Origin of the sequence: Streptococcus mutans (assembly GCF_006739205.1) — a bacterium.
GTDB classification, from domain to species: Bacteria; Bacillota; Bacilli; order Lactobacillales; family Streptococcaceae; genus Streptococcus; species Streptococcus mutans.
In genome coordinates, this window is the sequence record NZ_AP019720.1 from 1,325,669 (window position 1) to 1,347,753 (window position 22,085).

Sequence of the window (22,085 nt, forward strand, 5' to 3'; positions counted from 1 at the left end):
AATCCTCCTAAAATTACCATCAGTTACTTTTCATCTTAGCATTAATATTTTTACTAAAATTAAAAAATTGGCAATAATTAATATAAGGTTTCGTAAATATTACAATTCTTTTACTTAATTATACGATTTCTATGCTCTTATTGTCAACTGATTTTTTATTCTTTATACATTTTAACGCTCTTTGTTTAAATAAAATGTTTGTCAACCACCATATTTTTAATAATCATTAATCATGATTCATGGTTTAGCTCAAGTTCACTACAGTTACATGTTCTCATGATCCATTAAAGGACTTTTAACATGACAAAATAACAGTAAAACATGTGACGCGAAAACCTTTTATAACAATAACTTTTAATTAGAATAGATAGTATTCTTTTGAAGACGAAGACAACTAATACCAATTTTCATCTGTAATAAAGCGTTTTTAGTAGATTTTCCTATATCACATGTCTTTATTTTATGATAAAATAGATAGGAAAACTTATTGGAGGAAAACATGTCACATCAACATACAGAAGAATTGAATGACCAACAAATTGTCCGCCGCGAAAAAATGGAGGCTTTGACTGAACAAGGAATAGATCCATTTGGCAAGCGTTTTGAACGTACGGCTACTTCTGGTCAATTAAAAGAAAAATATGCTGACAAAACAAAAGAAGAATTACATGACATCAATGAAACAGCTACCATTGCTGGACGTCTGATGACCAAACGAGGTAAAGGTAAGGTTGGCTTTGCCCACCTTCAAGACCGCGAGGGTCAAATTCAAATTTATGTCCGTAAAGATACTGTTGGCGATGATAATTATCAAATTTTTAAAAAGGCGGATATTGGAGACTTTTTAGGTGTAGAAGGTGAAATTATGCGTACAGATATGGGAGAGCTTTCTATCAAAGCTACGCATATAACGCATCTTTCCAAGGCACTGCGTCCACTGCCTGAAAAATTCCATGGTTTAACTGATGTTGAAACCATCTACCGCAAGCGTTACCTCGATTTGATTTCTAACCGCGAGAGTCTGGAACGCTTTATCACTCGTTCAAAAATCATCTCAGAAATCCGTCGCTATCTGGATGGCCTTGGTTTCTTAGAAGTAGAAACGCCTGTCCTTCATAATGAAGCTGGTGGTGCTGCTGCTAAACCCTTCACAACCCATCATAACGCTCAAGATATGGATATGGTTCTTCGTATCGCAACAGAGCTGCATTTAAAACGACTGATTGTTGGTGGTATGGAAAGAGTTTATGAAATGGGACGTATTTTCCGTAATGAAGGAATGGATGCCACTCATAATCCTGAGTTCACTTCAATTGAAGTTTACCAAGCCTATGCTGACTTTGAAGATATCATGGATTTAACAGAAGGTATTGTGCAACATGCTGCTACAGCCGTTAAAGGTAATGGTCCTATTACTTATCAAGGTACCGAAATTAAGATTAATGAACCCTTCAAACGTGCTCACATTGTTGATTTAATCAAGGAAGTGACTGGTGTTGATTTTTGGAAAGAAATGACCTTGGCGGAAGCACAGGCTCTTGCTCAAGAAAAAAATGTTCCACTTGAAAAACACTACACTTCTGTTGGACACATTATCAATGCCTTCTTTGAAGAATTCGTCGAAGAAACACTCATTCAACCAATCTTTGTTTATGGCCATCCTGTTGAAGTTTCACCACTAGCTAAGAAAAATGCAGATGACCCTCGTTTCACAGACCGTTTTGAACTTTTCATTATGACTAAGGAATACGGAAATGCCTTCACTGAATTAAATGACCCAATTGATCAATTGGAGCGCTTTAAAGCTCAAGCCGCTGCCAAAGAATTGGGAGACGACGAAGCCACAGGCATTGACTATGACTATGTTGAAGCCCTTGAATACGGCATGCCACCAACAGGCGGACTCGGTATTGGTATTGACCGCTTAGTCATGCTCTTAACAGACACAACAACCATTCGTGATGTATTGTTATTCCCAACGATGAAGTAAGAACAGCATAGAAAATGGCAAACTTATAGATCGTTATTAGCTCCTATTGGAATTATCCAATAGGAGTCGTTTTATTCTTTAATATGTTCTTCAACTATGTTTTTATCAACTTAATACTCAGTTAAAATCAAAATCTGATTTTATTTCTTTTGCTTTCTTACTATAATGTAGTTAAAAAGGTAGAAGTAATCTCATTTTCGAGTTCTACTCTTTCTTGGCAAGCCAAAGTTTCGCCGACCCCTGATGACAGCGCCAACTGTTTTGGAATGCAAACAAACTTATTTTTCAGATATTGAATTTTAGTAAATATAAAGTCTATATGCTTCAAATTTTAAATCTAAGAAAAAACGCTAGAACAAGTTATTCTAGCGTTTTCGTTTATTATTACCTTCTTCGCTGACCGTTTAGCCAATCAAAGACATTACTATAAGTTCTGCCATTGACAGTAGCCTTAGCATCACCACCATAGGTTGGATTGGTCGCAACCATGCCAGAAAGTCCAGACCAATTTTTAGCATTATCAGTATTTTGAGTGCCAGTTACTTGATCATTCAAGAAATAAACCCAAGACCAGTGACCGTTATAAGTGACTCCAGAGTGATGTTTGCCAACATTAGTTTCATAATAGGAAAGCCATTTATTTTGTGCGCCAGCTTGAAGTAACTCTTTATAGAATGGTAGAACACTACTATCTGCAGATATTGTTTTATCAGTTCGTGTATGAATCAACCACATTGGTTGACCTTTCAGAGCTTTCAAAGCAGCAGCGGTAATCTGATTATCTGTTAATTGATTACTATAGGAAGCAGCAATAGGAACTAAGGCTGCAAAATAGTTAGGATAAGCGACTCCCATATCCAGAGTCATACCGCCACCATTAGAAACACCTGCCAAATAAATGCGTCGGCTATCGATGTCTGGATGGCTTGCTACATAGGCTTTAATGAGCGCCATTAAGCTAGCTGTTTGATTTTGAGACCAAGGAATTGAACTTTGAGGAACTAGCACATAGGCTCCCTTTTGACCACCACTACCTGTAGAAGTGAAATGGCTTTGAATAGGATCTTCCGTTAAACGAGCCACATTGCTGGCTAGAAGCGGAATATTAATATCAGTGCCTACTTCTCCTATACCATGCAACCAGACAATCAATGGATTCTTCTCACCGCCAATAGCTGCTTCTGGTTGATAGGCGGCATAATTAAAATTACCATAACTACCACGTTCTGAGAAACGATCCGTTGTAGGCAAGAAACGATTATTGATAGCATCTTGCTCTGAACTGATAATTTGACTGCTATTAGAACCATCTGCTTGCACCTGCAAATTATCTACTTTGACAGTATAACTGTTGACCCAGTTATTACGAAAGGCTGCTGAGTCAAAAATAAAAGGTGATGCATTTCGGCTGCTATCATTTGGATCATAAGGAATATCTAATTCAAGTGTCACATAATGGCTACTATCAAAGTAAACCACATGTCCTGAAGCATTAGAGACATAAGAATTAAGAATTTTTCTTTGAACTCCAGCAGTTGTTACCATTGCACCAGCATGAACAACAGCAGGAGTTACCTTATGATTGAACTCAAGAATAATCTTTGAAACAGAAGGACCAAATTCATAACTATCAACTACAAGACTGGTCTTAACAACCTCAATTTTGTCAATCGCCCTTGCATTTCCATCATTATCAAATTGGTAGTTAACACCATTAATGGTTCGGCTTGTCTTTCTCAGTAAATCTCCAGAATTTTTATCATAATAACGCAAAGATCCATCTTCTTCAACAAAATTCCCTTTAACCTGACTACCATCCGAATTAAAATACAGAGACTGACCATTGACAGTAATACTACCGGTGACAGGGACACCATCATTATTAAGATAATACCAATTGCCTTGATCATTGACAAAGCGATTGGTCCACATCTCACCACTATCTCTATCATAATAATGTTTATTTCCATCCGAATCTTGAGCAAAAGCACCTTTAACTTGCTTACCATCTTGAGCAAAATACATAGTCTTGCCACCAATCGTATGACTGCCTGTAACATTTCTACCATCAGCACCAAGGTAATACCAATTACCATTACCATCATTAACAAAGGTATTAATCGAATGTGATGGGGTCTTCTCTGCTTCAGTAGTCATTTTAACATGAGCAGATTGTTGTTTAAAGCTGTTTTGCGGTAAATCAGTTTGTTCATCTGTTTTTGTTTGCTGACTATCTGAAGATATTTCATTAACAGTATTTTGTTTGTCAGACTGACTCATATTATTAGCTGAATTCATTGAAGGGGCATCAGTTGCAACACTTCCTGTTTTTTCTTGAGGATCCTTGTTTGCACTATCCGTTTTTGCTTCCACCTGATTTGAAGTCTGATTCTCCACTTTTTGGGAACTAGCGTTAATCTTACTTGTTTGCCTTTGTTCAGTTATCACTGTCTCGTCAGCTTCTGCAGTCTTTGTTACAGCAAATAAGAAAGCTATGATCGCAACTGAAACTAAACCAAATTTTAGTTTACGTAAACTAAAGTGTTTTTGCTTTTCAAATATCATAAGGAGCTCTTTCTATATTATCATTATTTTAATCAAGTTTAACACTTTATAAAATGAAATACTATGGAAGTTCCAGCATTGTAATCTAAAAACAATAGCAATGTTAGAATTGTTAAAAATTAAGTTAACAAAAATTAACGTATTTATGGATAAGATAACTTATTAATTTATTAAAAATTCAATATTAGAATATAGATAAATCTCTTTTTTCAATAAAGTTTTTTAAGTTCTGCAAATTTTAAAACTAACTCTTTTATTGGCAAACGAAGAGCAAGATCCAAACGAGTCTTTCCGTCATGATAAAAAAGAGGACTTTGTCTTCAATCTGAATCTATTTTTTTGAATACAGTAATCTTGATAATATATTTTTCAGTCCATTATGCTATAATAACAATAATTACAGTTCAGAAAAATCAACTGCTAATGAAAGCATAATCAACATGAAACGATACTATATTTCTTACCTATCAGCTGCTATTTTTATTGTCTATGGTCTCTTTTCTTCAAAATTAATTTTCGCAGCACTGGGACTTGTTTTTCTACTTATCGGTCTCAGGGACAGTCGTTCCAAATGATTTAAAGGATACCTAACTAATATCATTACTGATAAAGTAAGGTTAAATCAAAAAGAGGATGAAGAGCTTTAATCCAACAGTTTTACTTTCTTCTTACTTATTTTTGATGGAGCACTTCATCATCTTGACAAAAATATGTTCAAGCATTATTATCAATAATTCATAACCTTTACTTGCTTTGATTTCTTCACAGACTTCTAACAGTCATTTCATCATTTTAAAATTTTCATTTGATTCAATGAGATGATAACCGTTTTCTGCTAATATACATGCTCCTTTTAGCATACAAACTCAAATCAAGAACTTGAGGAATTAACTGTAAATTCAAGTATTTTTCTTTTCGCAATCTGATTGCTTAGATATCTCTGATTAATTTTCCATAATCTCTATTGTGTTTTATACTGTCAGTAATTCTTACAAACTCTTTATATTCAGTAATAATAGGTACACCTTTTTTAATTTTTAAGCATACTTAACATATGCTGTTTTTTATGCTATAATGCAATTAACCCAATTATATTAGAAAAGAGATTTTCAAAATGAAAACTCATCCAAAAAAGCAATCACTCAGCGAGGTCAATCAGAGCGTTCGTGTTCCTAAAAATGCCTCTTTTTTAACAACTTTAAGAGCTTTTTTAGGACCCGGAGCACTAGTTGCCGTTGGTTATATGGATCCGGGAAATTGGATTACCAGCGTTGTTGGCGGAGCAAGTTATAAATACTTGCTGTTATCAGTTGTTTTGCTGTCTTCACTTATTGCCATGCAGCTACAGCAAATGGCTGGTAAACTGGGCATTGTCTCGCGACAAGATTTAGCGCAGGCAACCGCCTCCCATCTTCCTAAGAGATTGCGTTATCTTTTGTTTATTGTTATTGAATTGGCTCTTATGGCAACAGATTTAGCCGAAGTTATTGGCTCAGGGATTGCCTTACACCTCCTGTTTGGTTGGCCTTTGCTTTTTTCGATCTTTATTACCATTTTAGATGTTTTCTTACTTCTATCTATTATGAAACTTGGATTTAGAAAAATTGAGGCCATCGTTTCAACCCTTATTTTAACCATTCTAGTTATTTTTGTTTACTTAGTTGTTATTTCTCACCCGAGTTTTTCAGGTATTATTAAGGGTTATATTCCTCAGTTTGCTATTTTTGATTCAGCACAAGCAGCTACTAACAGTAGGTTGACCTTAGCACTTGGTATCATTGGCGCAACTGTAATGCCTCACAATTTATACCTGCACTCATCTATCTCTCAGACACGTCAAGTTGATTATAAGCAAAAATCTTCTATTGCTCAGGCCGTTAAATTCATGACTTGGGATTCCAATCTTCAATTAAGTCTCGCCTTTATTGTTAATTCTCTGCTTTTAATTCTTGGAGCCTCGCTTTTTTATGGACATGCCAGTGAAATCAGTGCCTTTTCACAAATGTATAATGCTTTAGCCAATAATCACATTGCTGGAGCAGTTGCCAGTTCTTTTCTTTCAACTCTTTTTGCCATCGCTCTTTTAGCTAGTGGACAAAATTCAACCATTACTGGTACATTAACTGGACAAATTGTTATGGAAGGGTTCTTACATCTCAAAATGCCTCAATGGCTCATTCGCTTAGTAACACGTCTCTTGGCCTTATTACCTGTTTTGATAGCAGCTATTCTTTATGGCAGTCAGGAAAAGATTTTGGATCAGCTGATCGTCTATTCACAGGTTTTCCTGTCAGTTGCTTTGCCATTTTCTATCTTTCCACTGGTTTATTTTACATCACAAAAGAAAATCATGGGAGAATTTGTTAATGCTAAGTGGAATACTTATCTAGCTTATGGAGTTGCCACTGTATTAACAATCCTCAACTTGCAATTAATCATCAATACCATTTTTTAATAGTATGCTTTGATGAATCAATGTCAATTGCAGTAAGTTCATCTATGAAGGATATATTATAGTTTTAATTGAATGGATGAAAAAAGCCCTATCAACCTTACAGTGAACTTACTTTCCCACTACAGATATTTAGAGCCTGTTTTTGTATGCTTACGATTGTATAACAATAGCAATCATGGATGTTTGCAACTATTTTTTAAATTCATTGACTAAGACATCAAATTCTTCATTCGTCAGTGTAATACCCTTACCCATTTTGGTATGGTCGGGGCTCCAAGAGCGAATATCATATTTTGCTGGAGCGCCATTAAAACTAACGCGATTAAGTTCTTTAGTCCAACCCTTATCGTTTTCGGATAAGACCAAAAGTTTTTCTTCAATTTCAAATGTAAATTCTGCCATATAAATCCCTCCTATTTATCTATTCGTAAAAAAATTTTAGAATTTATCGTTTTGCTTACAATTTTTAATTAGCTATTTCAATTTAATCTAAAATAAGGTATAATCATTCTAACAATTTTTTAGAGAAAATGCCATGAAAAAATTTCTACGAACTATTTTTGAGCATATTAGGGAATTTGTCGAACCAAGTAAAAAATCTCCTGATATTGTTTTAAAAACGAATCAATTATTACACACTATTTTACAAGCACAGAAAGAGCACGAAGCTGTCCATGTTATCTATTTAGACAAAAGTTTTACAGGTGATATTGTCAAATATGATAAAGAGGCTAATAAACTCATTTTAAAGAACTTTCAAAAGAATATGTCAGCTATTATTAGTATCTCAGATATTAAGCGTTTAACTCTTGTCCCTAAGACCGTTCGTGATTCACAAAGATTAGAAAAGTAAAAACAAAGGATAATAAGTCCTTTGTTTTAATTTCTAATCAAATAATCAAAGGCACCTAAAGCCGCAGTAGCTCCAGAACCCATGGAAATGATAATTTGTTTGTAGGCACTATCTGTGCAATCACCAGCTGCAAAAATAGCAGGAATATTAGTTGCGCCATCTTTAGCAACAATGATTTCACCTTTTTCATTGAGTGCTAGTCCACTATCCTTTAACCAGTCAGTACTAGGTACCAATCCAATTTGAACAAAAACACCTTCTAAATCAAGCAAGTACTCTTCATTGGTCGTACGATCACTGTAACGAAGACCTTCTACGTGGTCATTGCCAATAATTTCTTTAGTCGCAACATTAGTTAGAATGGTAATATTATCAAGAGCTTCCGCACGATCTTGTAAGATCTTATCAGCTTTTAACTCAGGTAAAAATTCTAAAATATAGACATGGCTAGCTAACCCAGCCAAATCAATAGCTGCTTCTAAACCTGAGTTTCCACCGCCAATGACAGCGACTTTTTTGTCTGTGAAAAGAGGACCATCACAGTGCGGACAGTAAGTAACACCTTTATTAAAGAATTCTTTTTCTCCTGGTACATTGATTTTACGCCACTTGGCACCTAAGGCCAAAACAGCTGTCTTTGCTTTCAAATGAGCTCCATTATCAAGTTCAACTTCAACCAAGTCTGTCTTTTGAATAGACTTAGCACGCGGTGCCTTCATGATGTCAACAGAATAAGACTTGGTATGCTCTTCCACCTGAGCCATTAATTGGGGTCCTTCAACATATGGGGTACCGATCATATTTTCAATACCCACGGTTTCCATAACTTGACCACCCATGGTTTCAGCTAAAAGTCCTGTTTTAACTCCCTTTCTTGCAGCATAGATAGCCGCGCTATTACCAGCAGGACCCCCACCAATAACAAGGACATCAAAAACACCTTTATCATCAAAAGCATCTTCTTTAAGAGGACCTGCTATCAAGTCTAGTAATTGCTCTATGCTAGCACGCCCTGAGGTAAATTCTGTTCCATCTTTATAGACAGTTGGCACAGACATAATTCCCTTAGCTTCAATTTCATCTTTAAACATGCCACCTTCCACCATTGTATGTGAAATGTTGGGATTAACAACTGACATGATATTGAAAGCCTGAACAACATCTGGACAATTATGACAAGTCAAACTAACATAGGTTTCAAAATGCATAGGTTCATCAACAGCTTGAATGCGTTTGACAGTATCAGTCTCTACCTTAGGCGGACGCCCTGAAACCTGTAACAGAGCCAAGATAAACGAAGTAAATTCGTGACCAAGGGGTAAGCCAGCAAATTCAACACCAGATTCTTGCCCCTTTTTAGCTATGCGAAAACTAGGTGTTCGCGAAAGTTCCTTTTCTTCTAAAGAAATCATAGGAGACATTGCAACGATTTCTTGGAGAAATTCCTTAACTTTTTGAGAATTAGCATCATCTTTTAATTGAGCTTGTAAAACAATCTCAGACTCAAGTAATTGAAGATACTGTCCTAACTGCTCTTTGATTTCTGCGTCTAATGCCATAGTTTCTCCTTAAATTTTACCGACAAGATCCAAACTTGGTTTTAAAGTTTCAGCTCCCTCTTTCCATTTGGCAGGGCAAACTTCTCCTGGATGTTGGCGAATATATTGAGCTGCACGAACTTTATCAATCAAGGTACTAGCATCACGACCAATACCATCTGCATTGACTTCCATCATTTGAATGATACCATCCGGATCTACAATAAAGGTTCCACGTTGTGCTAAACCATCTTCACCTAAAACCTCAAATCCTTGTGAGAGAACATGAGAAGGATCCCCAATCATAGTATAAGTAATTGTTCCAACAACATCTGAATCATCATGCCAAGCCTTGTGAACAAAATGAGTATCTGTTGAAACAGAGTAAACTTCCACACCTAAAGATTGCAAAGTTGCATATTGTTCTTGAAGATCACCTAACTCAGTAGGACACACGAAAGAAAAATCCGCTGGATAGAAACAAAAGACTGCCCACTTCCCTTTAACATCCTCATTGTTAACCGTAACAAATTCTCCTTGATGATAAGCTTGAGCTGAAAATTCAACCATTTCCTTTCCGACTAAAGACATACACTTGTCCTCCTTCTAAATTGTTTTCATTATCATTTTCATTATATGAAAAGTCTCTCAAAAAATCCAATAATTAAACTAAAAATAAAATTTGAAGCATAAAACAAAAGAGCATGGTTTCCCATACTCTTAAGTTCTAACAGTAAGGCTGCTGCCATCTTCTTTGTAAAGATTGACCAAGCCTTCCTTGCAGGCACGAATCATATCACCTGCTTTGACTTCCTGTGGTACCGTAATTGTCAATAACTCCATCGGTTTTGGCGCACGTTCAATTTTTTGACCATCCGCATCATGTAAATCTGTAATAAAGGTTTCAAAATGACGGAAACCAGGTCCGTAGAATTCAACCCGATCCCCCTCATTAATGACATTACGCTGACGAATAGTTGCTGTCATACTTGGCTCATCAAAATCAACCACTTCACCGACAAATTTATATTGGGGAATTTTACGACGAGCTCCAAAAAGCTGTTCATTTTCAGTAGGTGTTTGGTAATAGAAACCGGTAGCCAATTCACGCTGAGCGACTTTCCACAATTCGTCAATCAAATCTTGTTTGATAGCTTCAAATGCTTGAGGGCTTTCCAGATAGGCATTGACAGCCGCCTTGTAACAATTTGTGACCGTTGAAACATAGTGAATAGACTTCATACGTCCTTCAATTTTAAGGCTATCAACACCATTTTCAATCATGTCTGGAATATTTTCAATCATGCACATATCAACAGCTGACATTGAAAATTCCTCTGGTACTTCACCTTTCAATGACCGTCTTTCTTGACCGAAAGGCATATCATAAAGATTGTATTTCCAACGACAAGATTGTGAACAACCACCACGATTAGCATCGCGATGACTCATATGATTGGAAAGCACACAGCGTCCTGAATAAGAAATACACATTGCCCCATGAACAAAGGCTTCAATTTCAACACTCGTACGCTTACGAATCTCAGCTAGTTCTGCCATTGTGACTTCACGCGCTAAAACAACACGTGTCAAGCCCAGTTCTTTCCAAAATTCAAAGGTTTCATAGTTAGTGGATGAAGCTTGAGTTGACAAATGAATTTCCAAACCAGGTGCATCTGTCGCACAAATCGCAATAAGGGCTGGATCCGATACAATAACTGCATCTAGACCTAAGTCGCGTAATTCACGAAACCATGCACCGGCTCCTATTTCATTGCCCTCATGAGTTACCATGTTAGCAGCCACATAAACCTTGACCCCATGATCATGAGCATAATTAATTCCTTCAGCCATTTCTTCCATCGAAAAGTTACCTGCACGACTGCGCAAACCATAAGCTTGTCCGCCAACAAAAACAGCATCTGCTCCATAGTTAACAGCAACTTTTAATTTTTCTAAAGTCCCAGCAGGCGATAGCACTTCTGGGCGTTTTAATTGTTTTGTCATTATTTTATTCTCCAATTTTCAAGATTGTAAGAAGATTTCCAAAGTCAGACTCATCAAAACAATATTGTTGATGGGGCTGACAAGTGCAATCCCTAGAAAAACCTTATGAGAGTGGGACAAAATCAAAAAGGCAGAACTTTTGTCCCACTCTCATAAACGCAGGTAATTACCGTTGGGATTGACAATTTAAGATTATAAAACTTATAATAAATTGCTGTGCCCTTAAAAAGGAAAACTCTATCACAGCAATCAAAATCTAAACAGTGAAAAATTACTTAACTGTTTGCGGATCAAGCTCATAAAATCCTGTATCTAAACCACGACCAGCTGGATGAAGCTTTCTAATTTGTTCATCGAAAAGAAAAGCCTGATCTTGCGTAAAAGTCCCAGCTTCGATCATATCTCTTGCTTTAACAAAAAGTTGAACAATCTCAACAAAATTATGTCCTGGACAATAGATACCATCTAATTTCCAATGATTGTAATGATGATTAATCAATTCAGGCAATTTGGTCATCAAATCAATATCATTATTGATAAAAATATGAGTGCCGTGTTTATCTTCATATATAGAATAGTGCGATTTAGGATCATTTGGTTCTGATAAGAACAGACCGCGTTCTCTTGTCTTCTCATCATCAATGTGAGTAAAATTATAATAATTCTGTATTAAAGGTCGCTTGGAATGATGAATGACAGAAGCACCGTAAACTAAGACTTCTGCAGGAATTTCCAGATTTTTGGACATTTCAAACAGTTCTTCCGAAGGAATTTCACGTGCCAAAACAGCTTCTACCGCACCGTGTTGGCCCCAAAAATTAACTTGACGACTAGAAGTGACAAAAACAGAGGTATCATAAATGAGTTTAAAATGATAACCATCACGCTTATTGACATAAAAAACACCTGCATCACCAACCACTAAGTAATCTACCTGAATTTCCTTCATTAATTCTAAAAATGGTTTAATATTGTCCATCATTTCTTGATGCATTAGTGCATTAGCAGCAACCGTTAATTCTTTACCAGCTTCATGAACCAAGCTAGCAATTTCTCTTAAGTCATCATAGCTAAACGCATGCGGTAAACGAAGCGCATAATCTTTCTCACCAACATAAATACGGTCAACACCACTTGTCAGTAATTCTTTAACTTGTTCAATAGATTCTGCAGTCGCAGTGATAACAATTTTTTCCATACCTATTATTGTATCAAATTTAAGATAAAAAGCTACTTTTTTTAAAAAATCATATCTATTTCAATGCACTTAGTGAAATTCGTTTAATAAAACAATTTTCTAAGAATATTTTGCTGCATAATAATATTTTTAACTAGAATATATTACAAAATTAGAATATCAAAGAAAAAGTTTCAAAAACTAATGACAAACTTTTCAATTTGTGATAAGATATTAAGGAATATTTAGAGGAGGAACTTATGTCAGCAAATCTGAATAGGCAGACAGAAGACTTTGAAGATCTTAATTTTCAAGAAGAATCAATGCCTAAGTATCAAGAATTTCAAGATTTTGATGATAATAGAACAAAGCTAGATGAACTCATCTTTTTTGCTAAATTAGCTTTTTTCTGCGTAACGACTATTCTAGTGTGTTTCATTCTATTAGTCGCTAAGTTTTCTCCAATTTTTGCTTTTCCACTAGCTATGCTGATTAGCTGGGGAATCACAGCTTTAGCTCAAAAAGGATTAAAACGGCTTAAACATTAACTATTAACTCCTAAGGGAGTTTTTTTCTTGCCAAAAAAACAAGATAACTGCAATTATTAGTCTCCTAACTTCTATGCAGCAGTCTTGTTTTTAATTATTAATCTTTTTTAGTTTTTTCTTCTGCTTGATAATCAATAACGATATCATCTACTTGAGCCTTCATTTCTCCAAGAGGAATAACAGCATCATTAGTACTTGCCTCTGCTTTTTCGACTGTTTGTGCTAAATGATCTTTCACTTGAGACAATTTGCTATTAGCAAACTTTCCTGCTTGAGAAGCCTTTTCTTTAACACTAGAAATAATATTGTCTTTTGTTAACTCACCTGTTTCAAATTTGTCCTTATAATCTTTAAAGGAATGAACGGCTACATCTTTGTATTCATTCACCTTATCGGCAGCGTATTGATGATATTCTTTAGGGTTCTCTTTGTAATCCGTAAAAGTTTGATGGATCTTCTTCTTAAACTGTTTTCCCTTATCTGTTGAGAGAAAATAAGCTGCAGCAGCTCCTGATACCGCTCCGATAATAGCTGTTTTCAAAAATTTACTCATTATTGTTTTCCTTTCTTACGAAATAATTTAGACGCTACTTTTCCAAAAGTATAAGCAGCTCCTGCCTTTCCTACATTAGCAGTAGATTTACGAGTTTTCTTTCCAAAATAACGAGCCTGCCGATTGAGATCAGACACACTTACTGATAAATCAGCGATAGCTGTAAAAAGAGGATCAATAGTTTCTACCTTGCCGTTAACATCTTCAACCAAGACATTAGCCTTAGCCAAGAGTTCATTCGTTTGGTAAAGCGTTACATTAACATCACTGGTTAAAATTTTAAGAGTCTGACGCGATTCATCAACAGTATCTGAAATTTTCCTTAATAAAAGAATCAAATAAATAACCAGAACAGCAAAGGCAATAGCAACAATTAATAAAGCAATTTCCCACATATTTTTCTCCTAACTCAAACATTCTTACCTAGCATTGGTAATAGGGGATAGCATGATTACGACGTCTTATAACAATTAAAATAACTCCAACAACCACTAGTAAAACGGAAAGCCACTGAGATACACGCAAGCTTGCAAACATGAGACTGTCTGTCCGCATGCCTTCAATAACAAAGCGACCACTACCGTACCAGATAAGATAAAAGAAAGCCACCTCTCCTTCTTTTAAAAGATTTGGTCTACGACGTAAAATCATAATGATGATAAAACCCAGTAAATTCCAAAGAGACTCATAAAGAAAGGTTGGTGTACGGTAGTGACCATCAATATACATCTGTTTTCTGATAAAATCAGGCAGATAATTTAACTGAGTAACGGTTTTACCATAAGCTTCTTGATTGACAAAATTTCCCCATCGACCGATAGATTGAGCTAACATCACACCTGGAGCAGCAACATCTAAAAAGTCAATAGGCTTAATCATCCTATAATAGGAAAAGATGAATAAAACGAGTGCTCCTGTGAGCAATCCTCCATAGATAGCGATCCCCCCATGCCAAATGACAGGTATTTCACTAGGATTTTTAAGATAATAATCCCAGTCAAAAATAACATAATAAAGTCGTGCACCGACAATGGCTAAAGGAAAAGCAATTAAAATGAAATCTAAAACATCATCTGACTTAATGTTCTTTTTCGGTGCCTCACGTATAGTTAGGTAAACAGCAAGAATTAAGCCAGTTACAATACAGATGGAATACCAGCGTATGGCCAGAGGACCTAACTTTATCGCAATCGGATTAATCATGGCTCGCCTCATTTTGATCAATTAAATTAGTCAAACGTTTCTCAAAGGTTTCAGTTGCATCATATCCCATTTGCTTAGCACGGTAATTCATAGCCGCTGCTTCAATCACAACAGAAACATTTCGTCCAGTTTTAACCGGAATGCGAATACGTGGAATTTTAACGCCAGATAATTCAATATCTTCATTGCCATTACCCAAGCGATCAAACATCTTATCCTTCTCAAAATTTTCAAGGAAAATAGATAATTGAACCTGTGAAGAATCCTTAACAGCACTGGCTCCATACAAGCTCATAACATTAATAATGCCAACACCACGAATTTCCAACAGATGCCGTAAAATTTCAGCTGGCTCACCCCATAGGGTCTCTTCATCCTTAGCAAAAACATCTACACGATCATCTGCAACTAGTCGATGTCCACGTTTAACCAACTCGAGTCCCGTCTCGCTTTTACCAATACCAGAATCTCCTTGGATCAGAACACCCATGCCATAGATATCCATTAAAACACCGTGAACACTTGTCCTTTCAGCCAAACAAGAATCTAGATACCAAGACATTTCTCCTGAAAGTCTACTAGTTGGCACATGACTTTGCAAAACCGCAATACCTTCTTCTTTAGCCGCCAGCAGCATTTCTTCAGGAATAGTAAGATCTCTAGCAACGATAATGGCTGGTGTTTCAGTTTGAAACATTTCTTTTAAAACAGAATAACGGTTATGAGAAGTCATTTGTGTTAAATAAGACCATTCTTTCATTCCCAACAATTGTATACGTTCAGGGGCATAATAATCAAAATAGCCTGTCATCTCAAGCCCTGGGCGCGAGATATCTGCTGTTGCAATTTCTTTTTGTAAGAGTTCTTGCGTCCCATAAATCACATCCAATTTTACCTTGTCAACCAACATCTGTACTGTAACTGACATACTACCTCCTTAGCACCATATTATAACATAAATCCTTATAAAAAGGGGTTCTCCGCTTTAAAAGAAAAAGACAAGATTTACTAACTTGTCTTTCAAACTATTAGGCAAAGGTTGTAGGGGGCTTCTTTCCTGTTTCTAAGAAGTCCTATTCTAAAATAATTGATTATCTTTAAGTTCACACTTAAGACAGTTTTCAATTACCAAAACCATTTGTTATCATCTTCTTCATCAATGACTTCAGCATCTTTTCGTTTACGCGGCCCTTGAGCATGACGATAATAAGTCCTTTGCTGATTATCTTTTTCGAGATCCTCTTTGTAAGGTAAACAGACTGCTAAGATGATATAGAGAATAATAGCTCCCGGAAAAATATACATAAAAAGAGCTGCTAAAATTCTAGCTAAAGGCAATTCCCAACCATACTTATCCGACAGTCCTGCCACAACTCCGCAGATCATACTACCTTTTCTTTTCTTATAAAAAGTGGCTTTAGACATACAAACAACTCTCCCTTTTTTAAAAAATGAATCACAAATCTCATGATGCTATTAGTATAAACTATTTAGAGAAGAATAAAATCAGCCTTACGACTGATTTTGATGTCTTAATTTTCCATGGCAGTTGCCACAAGCGTATTTTTTCGTATTCATTCGTCTTTTTCTTTGATAAACTTGACCACACGATTCACATTGGTAATAGTGATAAAAAGTATTGCTTTGTATACTTGGTGCATAACGCACTCCATTGACTTGCAGCAACAAATCTTTAAAATCCTTATCGCCATGTCGATAACCTTTACCTGCATAATAGAGATGGTAATGACAAAGTTCATGACGAACAATTTTTCGAAAAGTTCCTGCATCACCCTTTTTGCAGAATTTAGGATTAAAATCCAAATGTCCATCTTCGGGGAAAAAGCGTCCGCCTGTTGTTTGTAGACGTGAATTCCAAGAAGCAGTATGTTGGAACTCTATACCGAAATCTTGACGAGAAACCTCTTTTACATAATCAGTTAAATTCATTTAAGGCCACCAAAGAAAGATTAACTTTCCCCCGTTCTATATCAATTTTTGAAACCCAGACAGTAACAACATCCCCAACGGCTACAATTTGGCTGGGATGCTTGACAAAATTTTTGCTCATTTGTGAGATATGTATCAAACCATCTTCATGAAGACCAATATCCACAAAGGCACCAAAATCAACAACATTACGAATAGTTCCTTCTAACTGCTGTCCAATTTTAAGGTCAGACAATTCAAGAACATCCTGACGTAATTGGGGTGCTGCAAAATCATCTCGTAAATCACGGCCTGGTTTTAGCAAATCAGCAATAATATCCTTTAGAGTTTCCTGTCCAAGGTTAACTTCAGTAGCTACTTTTTCAATTGCTACTGATCGTAATTTTGATCGAGCTGATTCATCCAATTCCGTTATTTCCAAAAGAGCAAAGAGTTTTTCAACAGCTGTGTAAGACTCTGGGTGAACACCTGTATTATCTAAAATATTCTTTGCATTCGGGATTCTTAAGAAGCCAGCCGCCTGCTCAAAAGCCTTATCCCCTAGACGAGGTACCTCTTTAATTTCTTGACGCGACTGAATTTTGCCTTTTTCTTCACGGTACTTGACAATATTTTCTGAGATCGTTTTATTCAGTCCTGAAACATGAAAAAGAAGGGCAGGACTGGCTGTATTAACATTAACACCAACCTGATTAACAACTGTTTCAACGACAAAATCAAGATTTTCAGCTAACTTTTTCTGACCAACATCATGTTGATACTGACCGACACCAATAGATTTAGGATCAATCTTAACCAATTCTGCCAAAGGGTCTTGCAAACGCCTAGCAATGGAAATAGCAGAACGTTTTTCCACACTTAAGTCAGGAAATTCGTGACGAGCTAACTCCGATGCAGAATAGACAGAGGCTCCGCTTTCATTGACAAGCACATAAGAAACTTGTGGGAAATCCTTTAAAATCTCTGCAACAAAAGCTTCACTCTCACGACTGGCAGTACCATTGCCAATAGCAATTATTTCAATGGCATATCTCTTAATAAGTTCTGCAAGTTCGCTTTTAGCCTGATTAATCTTGGACTGACTAGCTGGAGGCACAGGATAAATAACCTGAGTCATAATCAGCTTACCTGTCTGATCAACAACAGCCAGCTTGGCTCCTGTACGAAAAGCAGGGTCAAAGCCAAGTACCACTTTACCTTTTAAGGGCGGAATCATAAGCAGATTTCTGAGATTGTCAGAAAACAACTTAATAGCACCATCTTCTGCTTCCTCAGTGAGTTCCGCTCGAATACGTCGTTCCATAGCGGGTAAAATTTTCTTTTTTAAAGCTGCTTGAACCACCTGTTCAATCCTGCTGCTTTTTTCCTTAAAACGTGCTTCGAAAAAGCGTGCCATCTTGTCAAGATTGTGTTCAAAATAAACCTTCAAAACACCTAGTTTTTCACCACGATTAAGAGCTAAAACACGATAATCTTGAATTTTTGCAACTTTTTCGGAAAAATCATAATAAATTTGAAAAACCTTTTTTTCATCAAGTTCCTGATCTTTGACTTTCGACAAAATAAAACTATTTGTCCAAATTTCATTATAGGTCCATGAGCGCAACTTTGTGTCATCTGATAAGGCTTCAATCAAAATATCTATGGCTCCAGTAAGAGCTTTTTCAGCTGTAGGAAAGGTTTCATTTACAAAAGTTTCTGCTTGTTTTTCCAAATCCGAAACATTTTGTAAAATGAGGCGCGCCAATGGAAAAAGTCCATTTTCACGAGCAATGGTGGCTTTTGTTCGCCTCTTTTCTTTATATGGAAGATAAAGTTCTTCAACATCAGCTAACTTTGAAGCCGCTTCAATCGCTTCTTGCAATTCAGCTGTTAGTTTACCTTGTCCTTCAATTTTCGCTAAAACAGTTGCCTTACGTTCGGCTAATGCTGTTAAATTTTTATCAAGATCAATAATAGACTTAATTTCCACTTCATCAAGATTGCCAGTCATTTCTTTACGGTAACGAGCAATAAAAGGAATCGTATTTCCCTGAGCAGCTAAATCTAAAACTTTTTGTATTTGACTTTCTTTTAAGTGCAAATCTTCAGCAATTTTTTCAATAATTTCCATAAAAAATATTATAACATAATTACTAAAAAATTAATTTACGAATCAGTAAAAATAATTACCGAACTTATGTAAGCATCTGATTAATTATACTTTGTAAATCTTTATTATAACTCAAAGTCCTTTTAAAAAATATTTACCTCCTAAATGGTGGTTATTTAACCGTAAATGGTAAAAAATGAGAAGTTTTTAATAAAAACAAAGAAAAAGTGAGAAATTTCATCAAGTACATTCTCATTCTTTTTATCTTACACTATTGCAAAGAATGTTTTCATTTTGGTTTTATCTGTCTCCTTAAAAACTATTTGATAACCTTAGTGATCTTGAACTTGATATAATAAAGTAGAAATAAGAAAATATTATACCAAGAAAAACATGCTTTCTAATGTTCTTTCAAGATCTGTTGTTTCACCAAATGTTGACATTCCTAATTCAATGGTCATTCTTTCTCCTCTTCTAATCTCTATCTCCAATTATCACTAATTAGTAATAATTACAACATATACGGTTAAAGTTTCTGTGCTCTATACTAATTAAAGACTGCTGTTGTAAAAGCTTACTAATCGCAATTTTACTATATAACTATTACCTTGGCTGTTTTAAACTTTTTACTGCTAAAGACTGCAAACAAAGTGAGTTCAAACGATAGGCACCGCCGTGATAGTATTTTCACGTTTTAGGAGTCTTAAGATTCTAGCATAAGAAGATTAATAAGTATTAAATTAACTCTGGTTTTTCTTAGTTATCCTATAGATAACAAAAGGAGAAACTTACAAGTAACCGTAACCAAGTTTCAACGGCGATACCAGCTAAGGTAATTATCGAAAAAAGAAAAGATGTGGATTGATTCTTTGTGTTTAAAACTGTCATATTTTCTTATTTGGTAGTATAATGATATTGTTGAGAATGTAGACAACTCTATTACTCTATTTTCAACATAAAATTTTAGCTTGCAAATTTCAAGGTTATTTCCTTTATTTGCGAGCTAAGCGAGCTCTAAACAAGGTTTCCACCATGATAAAAGTGAGAATGAGAGTAAATCGGGATTTCGTAGAAATTGATTTCTCTCGCTCTCTTGTTTTAAGATCGGGTAAAAATCATCCACTGATAATTTCACCTATCGGTGACTCAAACAGTCTGAGGATTGTTTAAGGTTAAAAAGTCTCAAAAAAGACTTTTTTTCAATCTGATTTTATCTATTATTTAGAAATGAGGTATTCTTATGGCGATTACATTCAAGAAAAATGATGAATTAGAAAAAATGATGGAAAATTTTGCTAAACTCCCTGAAGGCTTAGAAAAAGTTGAATTCCCAAATGATAAAGAAAAGAAAGCTGACAAGAAAGTCAAGAAATAGATTTTATGGCGATTTTTAATCATTTACCAAGCAGTGTTCTGCAATGCTTGGCAATCTTCCTTTCTATTATCATCGAAGCTCTGCCATTTATTCTGCTAGGTGCTATTTTGTCGGGTTTTATTGAAGTTTATCTGACACCTGATATTGTTCAAAAATATCTTCCTAAAAATAAAATAGGCCGTATTCTTTTTGGAACTTTTGTTGGTTTCATCTTTCCTTCTTGTGAATGTGGGATTGTCCCTATTGTTAATCGTTTTTTGGAAAAAAAGGTACCTAGCTACACTGCCATTCCTTTTTTAGCAACAGCTCCTATTATCAATCCTATCGTTCTTTTTGCGACGTTTTCAGCCTTCGGTAATTCTTGGCGTTTTGTTTTTTTGAGGCTGTTTGGAGCTGTTATTGTAGCTATTTCTCTAGGAATTTTACTTGGCTTTATAGTGGATGAACATATCATCAAGGAAAGCGCCAAACCTTGTCATTTCCACGATTATTCTCATAAAAAAACGTATCAAAAGATTTTTTATGCATTAGCTCATGCAGTAGACGAACTTTTTGACACAGGACGTTACCTTATCTTTGGGAGTTTTGTGGCTGCTAGCATGCAAATTTATGTACCAACGCGTATTTTGACCTCTATTGGTCACAATCCACTGACGGCTATCTTAATCATGATGCTCCTAGCCTTTATCCTTTCGCTGTGCAGTGAAGCCGATGCTTTCATTGGAACTTCTTTGTTGGCGACCTTTGGTGTGGCTCCCGTTGTTGCATTTCTTCTTATTGGACCCATGGTTGATATCAAAAATCTAATGATGATGAAAAATGCTTTTAAAACGAAGTTTATTCTGCAATTTGTTGGCACATCAAGTCTTATCATTATCATTTATTGCTTGATTGTGGGGGTGATGCAATGATTCGTTTTCTCATTTTAGCGGGTTACTTTGAATTGGGCATGTACTTACAATTATCTGGGAAATTAGATCGCTATATTAACAGTCACTATTCTTACTTAGCTTATATTTCCATGGCTTTATCCTTTATTCTGGCCCTTGTGCAGTTAACCATTTGGATGAAAAGGTTAAAAATGCACTCTCACTTATCTGGAAAAGCCGCTAAATTTTTTAGTCCTATTATTCTAGCTATCCCCGTTTTTATTGGACTTTTAGTCCCAACAGTGCCGCTTGATTCAACAACCGTCTCTGCCAAAGGCTATCATTTCCCATTGGCTGCAGGATCAACTACTTCAGGAACTAGCTCAGATGGAACTCGCGTTCAATACTTAAAACCTGATACTAGTCTTTATTTCACAAAATCAGCTTATCAAAAAGAGATGCGAGCAACTTTAAAAAAATATAAAGGATCTGGAAAACTGCAAATTACAACGCAAAATTACATGGAAGTGATGGAGATTATCTACCTCTTTCCTGATGAATTCAAAAACCGTCAAATTGAATATGTCGGCTTTATTTACAATGATCCCAAAGATAAGAACAGTCAATTTCTCTTTCGCTTTGGCATCATTCACTGTATTGCTGATTCGGGTGTCTATGGTTTGTTAACGACAGGTGGACAAACGCATTATCAAAACAACACTTGGGTTACGGTTAGTGGAAAACTTGCTATTGAATACAATCAAAACCTGAAACAAACTCTGCCTGTTCTTCATATTTCTCAGAGTTCACAGACAATGCAACCCAAAAATCCATATGTTTATCGTGTGTTTTAAGAATAATATCTCAATTAAAAGAAGTCTAACAAGGTTCATTTCTAAAAAATCAGCTT

At 35.7% G+C, this 22,085-nt stretch carries 21 protein-coding genes; 8 read left to right on the forward strand and 13 right to left on the reverse strand.

All coding sequences use genetic code 11. The features are described from left to right. Nucleotides 1-499 precede the first annotated feature (499 nt). The gene (lysS, locus tag FNL60_RS06740) at nt 500-1,990 is read left to right on the forward strand and encodes a lysine--tRNA ligase (RefSeq protein WP_002280186.1); all 1,491 of its coding nucleotides are present in this window, start codon (nt 500-502) and stop codon (nt 1,988-1,990) included. Nucleotides 1,991-2,374: 384 nt separating this feature from the next. Here lysS and FNL60_RS06745 read toward each other — a convergent pair whose 3' ends face one another. Beyond that, nucleotides 2,375-4,555, reverse strand: a complete 2,181-nt coding sequence (locus tag FNL60_RS06745) for a YSIRK-type signal peptide-containing protein (RefSeq protein WP_002280187.1) — start codon at nt 4,553-4,555, stop codon at nt 2,375-2,377. 440 nt (nt 4,556-4,995) lie between these two features. Here FNL60_RS06745 and FNL60_RS10570 point away from each other — a divergent pair, with 440 nt between their 5' ends. Further along, the gene (locus tag FNL60_RS10570; protein ID WP_002261925.1) at nt 4,996-5,130 is read left to right on the forward strand and encodes a hypothetical protein; all 135 of its coding nucleotides are present in this window, start codon (nt 4,996-4,998) and stop codon (nt 5,128-5,130) included. Nucleotides 5,131-5,669: 539 nt separating this feature from the next. Then, on the forward strand, nt 5,670-7,010 hold the full coding sequence (locus FNL60_RS06755; RefSeq protein ID WP_002261924.1) for an Nramp family divalent metal transporter: 1,341 nt from the start codon (nt 5,670-5,672) through the stop codon (nt 7,008-7,010). Between the two features lie 189 nt (nt 7,011-7,199). Here FNL60_RS06755 and FNL60_RS06760 read toward each other — a convergent pair whose 3' ends face one another. After that, nucleotides 7,200-7,412: a YdbC family protein gene (locus FNL60_RS06760; RefSeq protein WP_002261923.1), complete on the reverse strand. Its 213-nt coding sequence runs from the start codon at nt 7,410-7,412 to the stop codon at nt 7,200-7,202. Between the two features lie 133 nt (nt 7,413-7,545). Between FNL60_RS06760 and FNL60_RS06765 the strand changes: the two genes are divergently transcribed. After that, complete coding sequence (locus tag FNL60_RS06765) at nt 7,546-7,863, forward strand: hypothetical protein (RefSeq protein WP_002261922.1); 318 nt, start codon at nt 7,546-7,548, stop codon at nt 7,861-7,863. Between the two features lie 26 nt (nt 7,864-7,889). On the opposite strand, the gene ahpF is transcribed toward FNL60_RS06765, so the two are convergent. The 4 genes from ahpF to FNL60_RS06785 all read right to left on the reverse strand — a co-directional run bounded on the left by ahpF (nt 7,890) and on the right by FNL60_RS06785 (nt 12,606). Continuing rightward, nucleotides 7,890-9,422, reverse strand: coding sequence for an alkyl hydroperoxide reductase subunit F (gene ahpF, locus FNL60_RS06770; RefSeq protein ID WP_002266050.1), 1,533 nt, complete (start codon nt 9,420-9,422; stop codon nt 7,890-7,892). A 9-nt stretch (nt 9,423-9,431) separates the two neighbouring features. Next, nucleotides 9,432-9,992 (reverse strand): alkyl hydroperoxide reductase subunit C, encoded by a 561-nt coding sequence (ahpC, locus tag FNL60_RS06775; RefSeq protein WP_002263620.1) that lies wholly within the window; start codon nt 9,990-9,992, stop codon nt 9,432-9,434. Between the two features lie 129 nt (nt 9,993-10,121). After that, nucleotides 10,122-11,408: a peptidase U32 family protein gene (locus FNL60_RS06780; protein ID WP_002263621.1), complete on the reverse strand. Its 1,287-nt coding sequence runs from the start codon at nt 11,406-11,408 to the stop codon at nt 10,122-10,124. Between the two features lie 271 nt (nt 11,409-11,679). Then, a complete protein-coding gene (locus FNL60_RS06785; RefSeq protein ID WP_002267661.1) occupies nt 11,680-12,606 on the reverse strand; it encodes a peptidase U32 family protein in 927 nt (308 codons plus the stop codon). A 239-nt stretch (nt 12,607-12,845) separates the two neighbouring features. Here FNL60_RS06785 and FNL60_RS06790 point away from each other — a divergent pair, with 239 nt between their 5' ends. Further along, a complete protein-coding gene (locus FNL60_RS06790) occupies nt 12,846-13,133 on the forward strand; it encodes a DUF3270 domain-containing protein (RefSeq protein ID WP_002263623.1) in 288 nt (95 codons plus the stop codon). Between the two features lie 97 nt (nt 13,134-13,230). Here the strand turns inward: FNL60_RS06790 and FNL60_RS06795 are convergent, their stop codons facing one another. From FNL60_RS06795 to FNL60_RS06825, 7 genes are all read right to left on the reverse strand, one after another. Further along, a complete protein-coding gene (locus tag FNL60_RS06795; protein ID WP_002263624.1) occupies nt 13,231-13,686 on the reverse strand; it encodes a YtxH domain-containing protein in 456 nt (151 codons plus the stop codon). Further along, complete coding sequence (locus tag FNL60_RS06800; protein WP_002263625.1) at nt 13,686-14,081, reverse strand: DUF948 domain-containing protein; 396 nt, start codon at nt 14,079-14,081, stop codon at nt 13,686-13,688. Before FNL60_RS06800 ends, FNL60_RS06795 begins: the two co-directional genes overlap by 1 nt. Nucleotides 14,082-14,109: 28 nt before the next feature. Next, nucleotides 14,110-14,889: a prolipoprotein diacylglyceryl transferase gene (gene lgt / locus FNL60_RS06805; protein WP_002267662.1), complete on the reverse strand. Its 780-nt coding sequence runs from the start codon at nt 14,887-14,889 to the stop codon at nt 14,110-14,112. Then, entirely contained in the window at nt 14,882-15,817 is a 936-nt protein-coding gene (gene hprK, locus FNL60_RS06810; RefSeq protein ID WP_002263627.1) for an HPr(Ser) kinase/phosphatase, read from the reverse strand. Before hprK ends, lgt begins: the two co-directional genes overlap by 8 nt. Nucleotides 15,818-16,014: 197 nt before the next feature. Continuing rightward, on the reverse strand, nt 16,015-16,314 hold the full coding sequence (locus FNL60_RS06815) for a PspC domain-containing protein (RefSeq protein WP_002263628.1): 300 nt from the start codon (nt 16,312-16,314) through the stop codon (nt 16,015-16,017). 87 nt (nt 16,315-16,401) lie between these two features. Further along, the gene (locus FNL60_RS06820; protein ID WP_002263629.1) at nt 16,402-16,839 is read right to left on the reverse strand and encodes a SprT family protein; all 438 of its coding nucleotides are present in this window, start codon (nt 16,837-16,839) and stop codon (nt 16,402-16,404) included. After that, the gene (locus tag FNL60_RS06825) at nt 16,826-18,952 is read right to left on the reverse strand and encodes a Tex family protein (protein ID WP_002280188.1); all 2,127 of its coding nucleotides are present in this window, start codon (nt 18,950-18,952) and stop codon (nt 16,826-16,828) included. The genes FNL60_RS06820 and FNL60_RS06825 overlap by 14 nt, the downstream gene beginning before the upstream one ends. A 1,219-nt stretch (nt 18,953-20,171) precedes the next feature. Between FNL60_RS06825 and FNL60_RS10575 the strand changes: the two genes are divergently transcribed. From FNL60_RS10575 to FNL60_RS06845, 3 genes are read left to right on the forward strand one after another with little or no spacing between them, the layout of a single operon-like run. Then, nucleotides 20,172-20,306, forward strand: a complete 135-nt coding sequence (locus FNL60_RS10575) for an SPJ_0845 family protein (RefSeq protein ID WP_002280189.1) — start codon at nt 20,172-20,174, stop codon at nt 20,304-20,306. Between the two features lie 5 nt (nt 20,307-20,311). Then, nucleotides 20,312-21,217, forward strand: coding sequence for a permease (locus FNL60_RS06840; protein ID WP_002266058.1), 906 nt, complete (start codon nt 20,312-20,314; stop codon nt 21,215-21,217). Further along, nucleotides 21,214-22,029: a TIGR03943 family putative permease subunit gene (locus FNL60_RS06845; protein WP_002263632.1), complete on the forward strand. Its 816-nt coding sequence runs from the start codon at nt 21,214-21,216 to the stop codon at nt 22,027-22,029. The genes FNL60_RS06840 and FNL60_RS06845 overlap by 4 nt, the downstream gene beginning before the upstream one ends. Nucleotides 22,030-22,085 lie beyond the last annotated feature (56 nt).

What these genes read in the sequence shown, in the direction of transcription:
- lysS (WP_002280186.1), top strand. Translation starts at nt 500, where the DNA reads ATGTCACATCAACATACAGAAGAATTGAATGACCAACAAATTGTCCGC.
- FNL60_RS06745 (WP_002280187.1), bottom strand. Translation starts at nt 4,555, where the DNA reads ATGATATTTGAAAAGCAAAAACACTTTAGTTTACGTAAACTAAAATTT.
- FNL60_RS10570 (WP_002261925.1), top strand. Translation starts at nt 4,996, where the DNA reads ATGAAACGATACTATATTTCTTACCTATCAGCTGCTATTTTTATTGTC.
- FNL60_RS06755 (WP_002261924.1), top strand. Translation starts at nt 5,670, where the DNA reads ATGAAAACTCATCCAAAAAAGCAATCACTCAGCGAGGTCAATCAGAGC.
- FNL60_RS06760 (WP_002261923.1), bottom strand. Translation starts at nt 7,412, where the DNA reads ATGGCAGAATTTACATTTGAAATTGAAGAAAAACTTTTGGTCTTATCC.
- FNL60_RS06765 (WP_002261922.1), top strand. Translation starts at nt 7,546, where the DNA reads ATGAAAAAATTTCTACGAACTATTTTTGAGCATATTAGGGAATTTGTC.
- ahpF (WP_002266050.1), bottom strand. Translation starts at nt 9,422, where the DNA reads ATGGCATTAGACGCAGAAATCAAAGAGCAGTTAGGACAGTATCTTCAA.
- ahpC (WP_002263620.1), bottom strand. Translation starts at nt 9,992, where the DNA reads ATGTCTTTAGTCGGAAAGGAAATGGTTGAATTTTCAGCTCAAGCTTAT.
- FNL60_RS06780 (WP_002263621.1), bottom strand. Translation starts at nt 11,408, where the DNA reads ATGACAAAACAATTAAAACGCCCAGAAGTGCTATCGCCTGCTGGGACT.
- FNL60_RS06785 (WP_002267661.1), bottom strand. Translation starts at nt 12,606, where the DNA reads ATGGAAAAAATTGTTATCACTGCGACTGCAGAATCTATTGAACAAGTT.
- FNL60_RS06790 (WP_002263623.1), top strand. Translation starts at nt 12,846, where the DNA reads ATGTCAGCAAATCTGAATAGGCAGACAGAAGACTTTGAAGATCTTAAT.
- FNL60_RS06795 (WP_002263624.1), bottom strand. Translation starts at nt 13,686, where the DNA reads ATGAGTAAATTTTTGAAAACAGCTATTATCGGAGCGGTATCAGGAGCT.
- FNL60_RS06800 (WP_002263625.1), bottom strand. Translation starts at nt 14,081, where the DNA reads ATGTGGGAAATTGCTTTATTAATTGTTGCTATTGCCTTTGCTGTTCTG.
- lgt (WP_002267662.1), bottom strand. Translation starts at nt 14,889, where the DNA reads ATGATTAATCCGATTGCGATAAAGTTAGGTCCTCTGGCCATACGCTGG.
- hprK (WP_002263627.1), bottom strand. Translation starts at nt 15,817, where the DNA reads ATGTCAGTTACAGTACAGATGTTGGTTGACAAGGTAAAATTGGATGTG.
- FNL60_RS06815 (WP_002263628.1), bottom strand. Translation starts at nt 16,314, where the DNA reads ATGTCTAAAGCCACTTTTTATAAGAAAAGAAAAGGTAGTATGATCTGC.
- FNL60_RS06820 (WP_002263629.1), bottom strand. Translation starts at nt 16,839, where the DNA reads ATGAATTTAACTGATTATGTAAAAGAGGTTTCTCGTCAAGATTTCGGT.
- FNL60_RS06825 (WP_002280188.1), bottom strand. Translation starts at nt 18,952, where the DNA reads ATGGAAATTATTGAAAAAATTGCTGAAGATTTGCACTTAAAAGAAAGT.
- FNL60_RS10575 (WP_002280189.1), top strand. Translation starts at nt 20,172, where the DNA reads ATGGCGATTACATTCAAGAAAAATGATGAATTAGAAAAAATGATGGAA.
- FNL60_RS06840 (WP_002266058.1), top strand. Translation starts at nt 20,312, where the DNA reads ATGGCGATTTTTAATCATTTACCAAGCAGTGTTCTGCAATGCTTGGCA.
- FNL60_RS06845 (WP_002263632.1), top strand. Translation starts at nt 21,214, where the DNA reads ATGATTCGTTTTCTCATTTTAGCGGGTTACTTTGAATTGGGCATGTAC.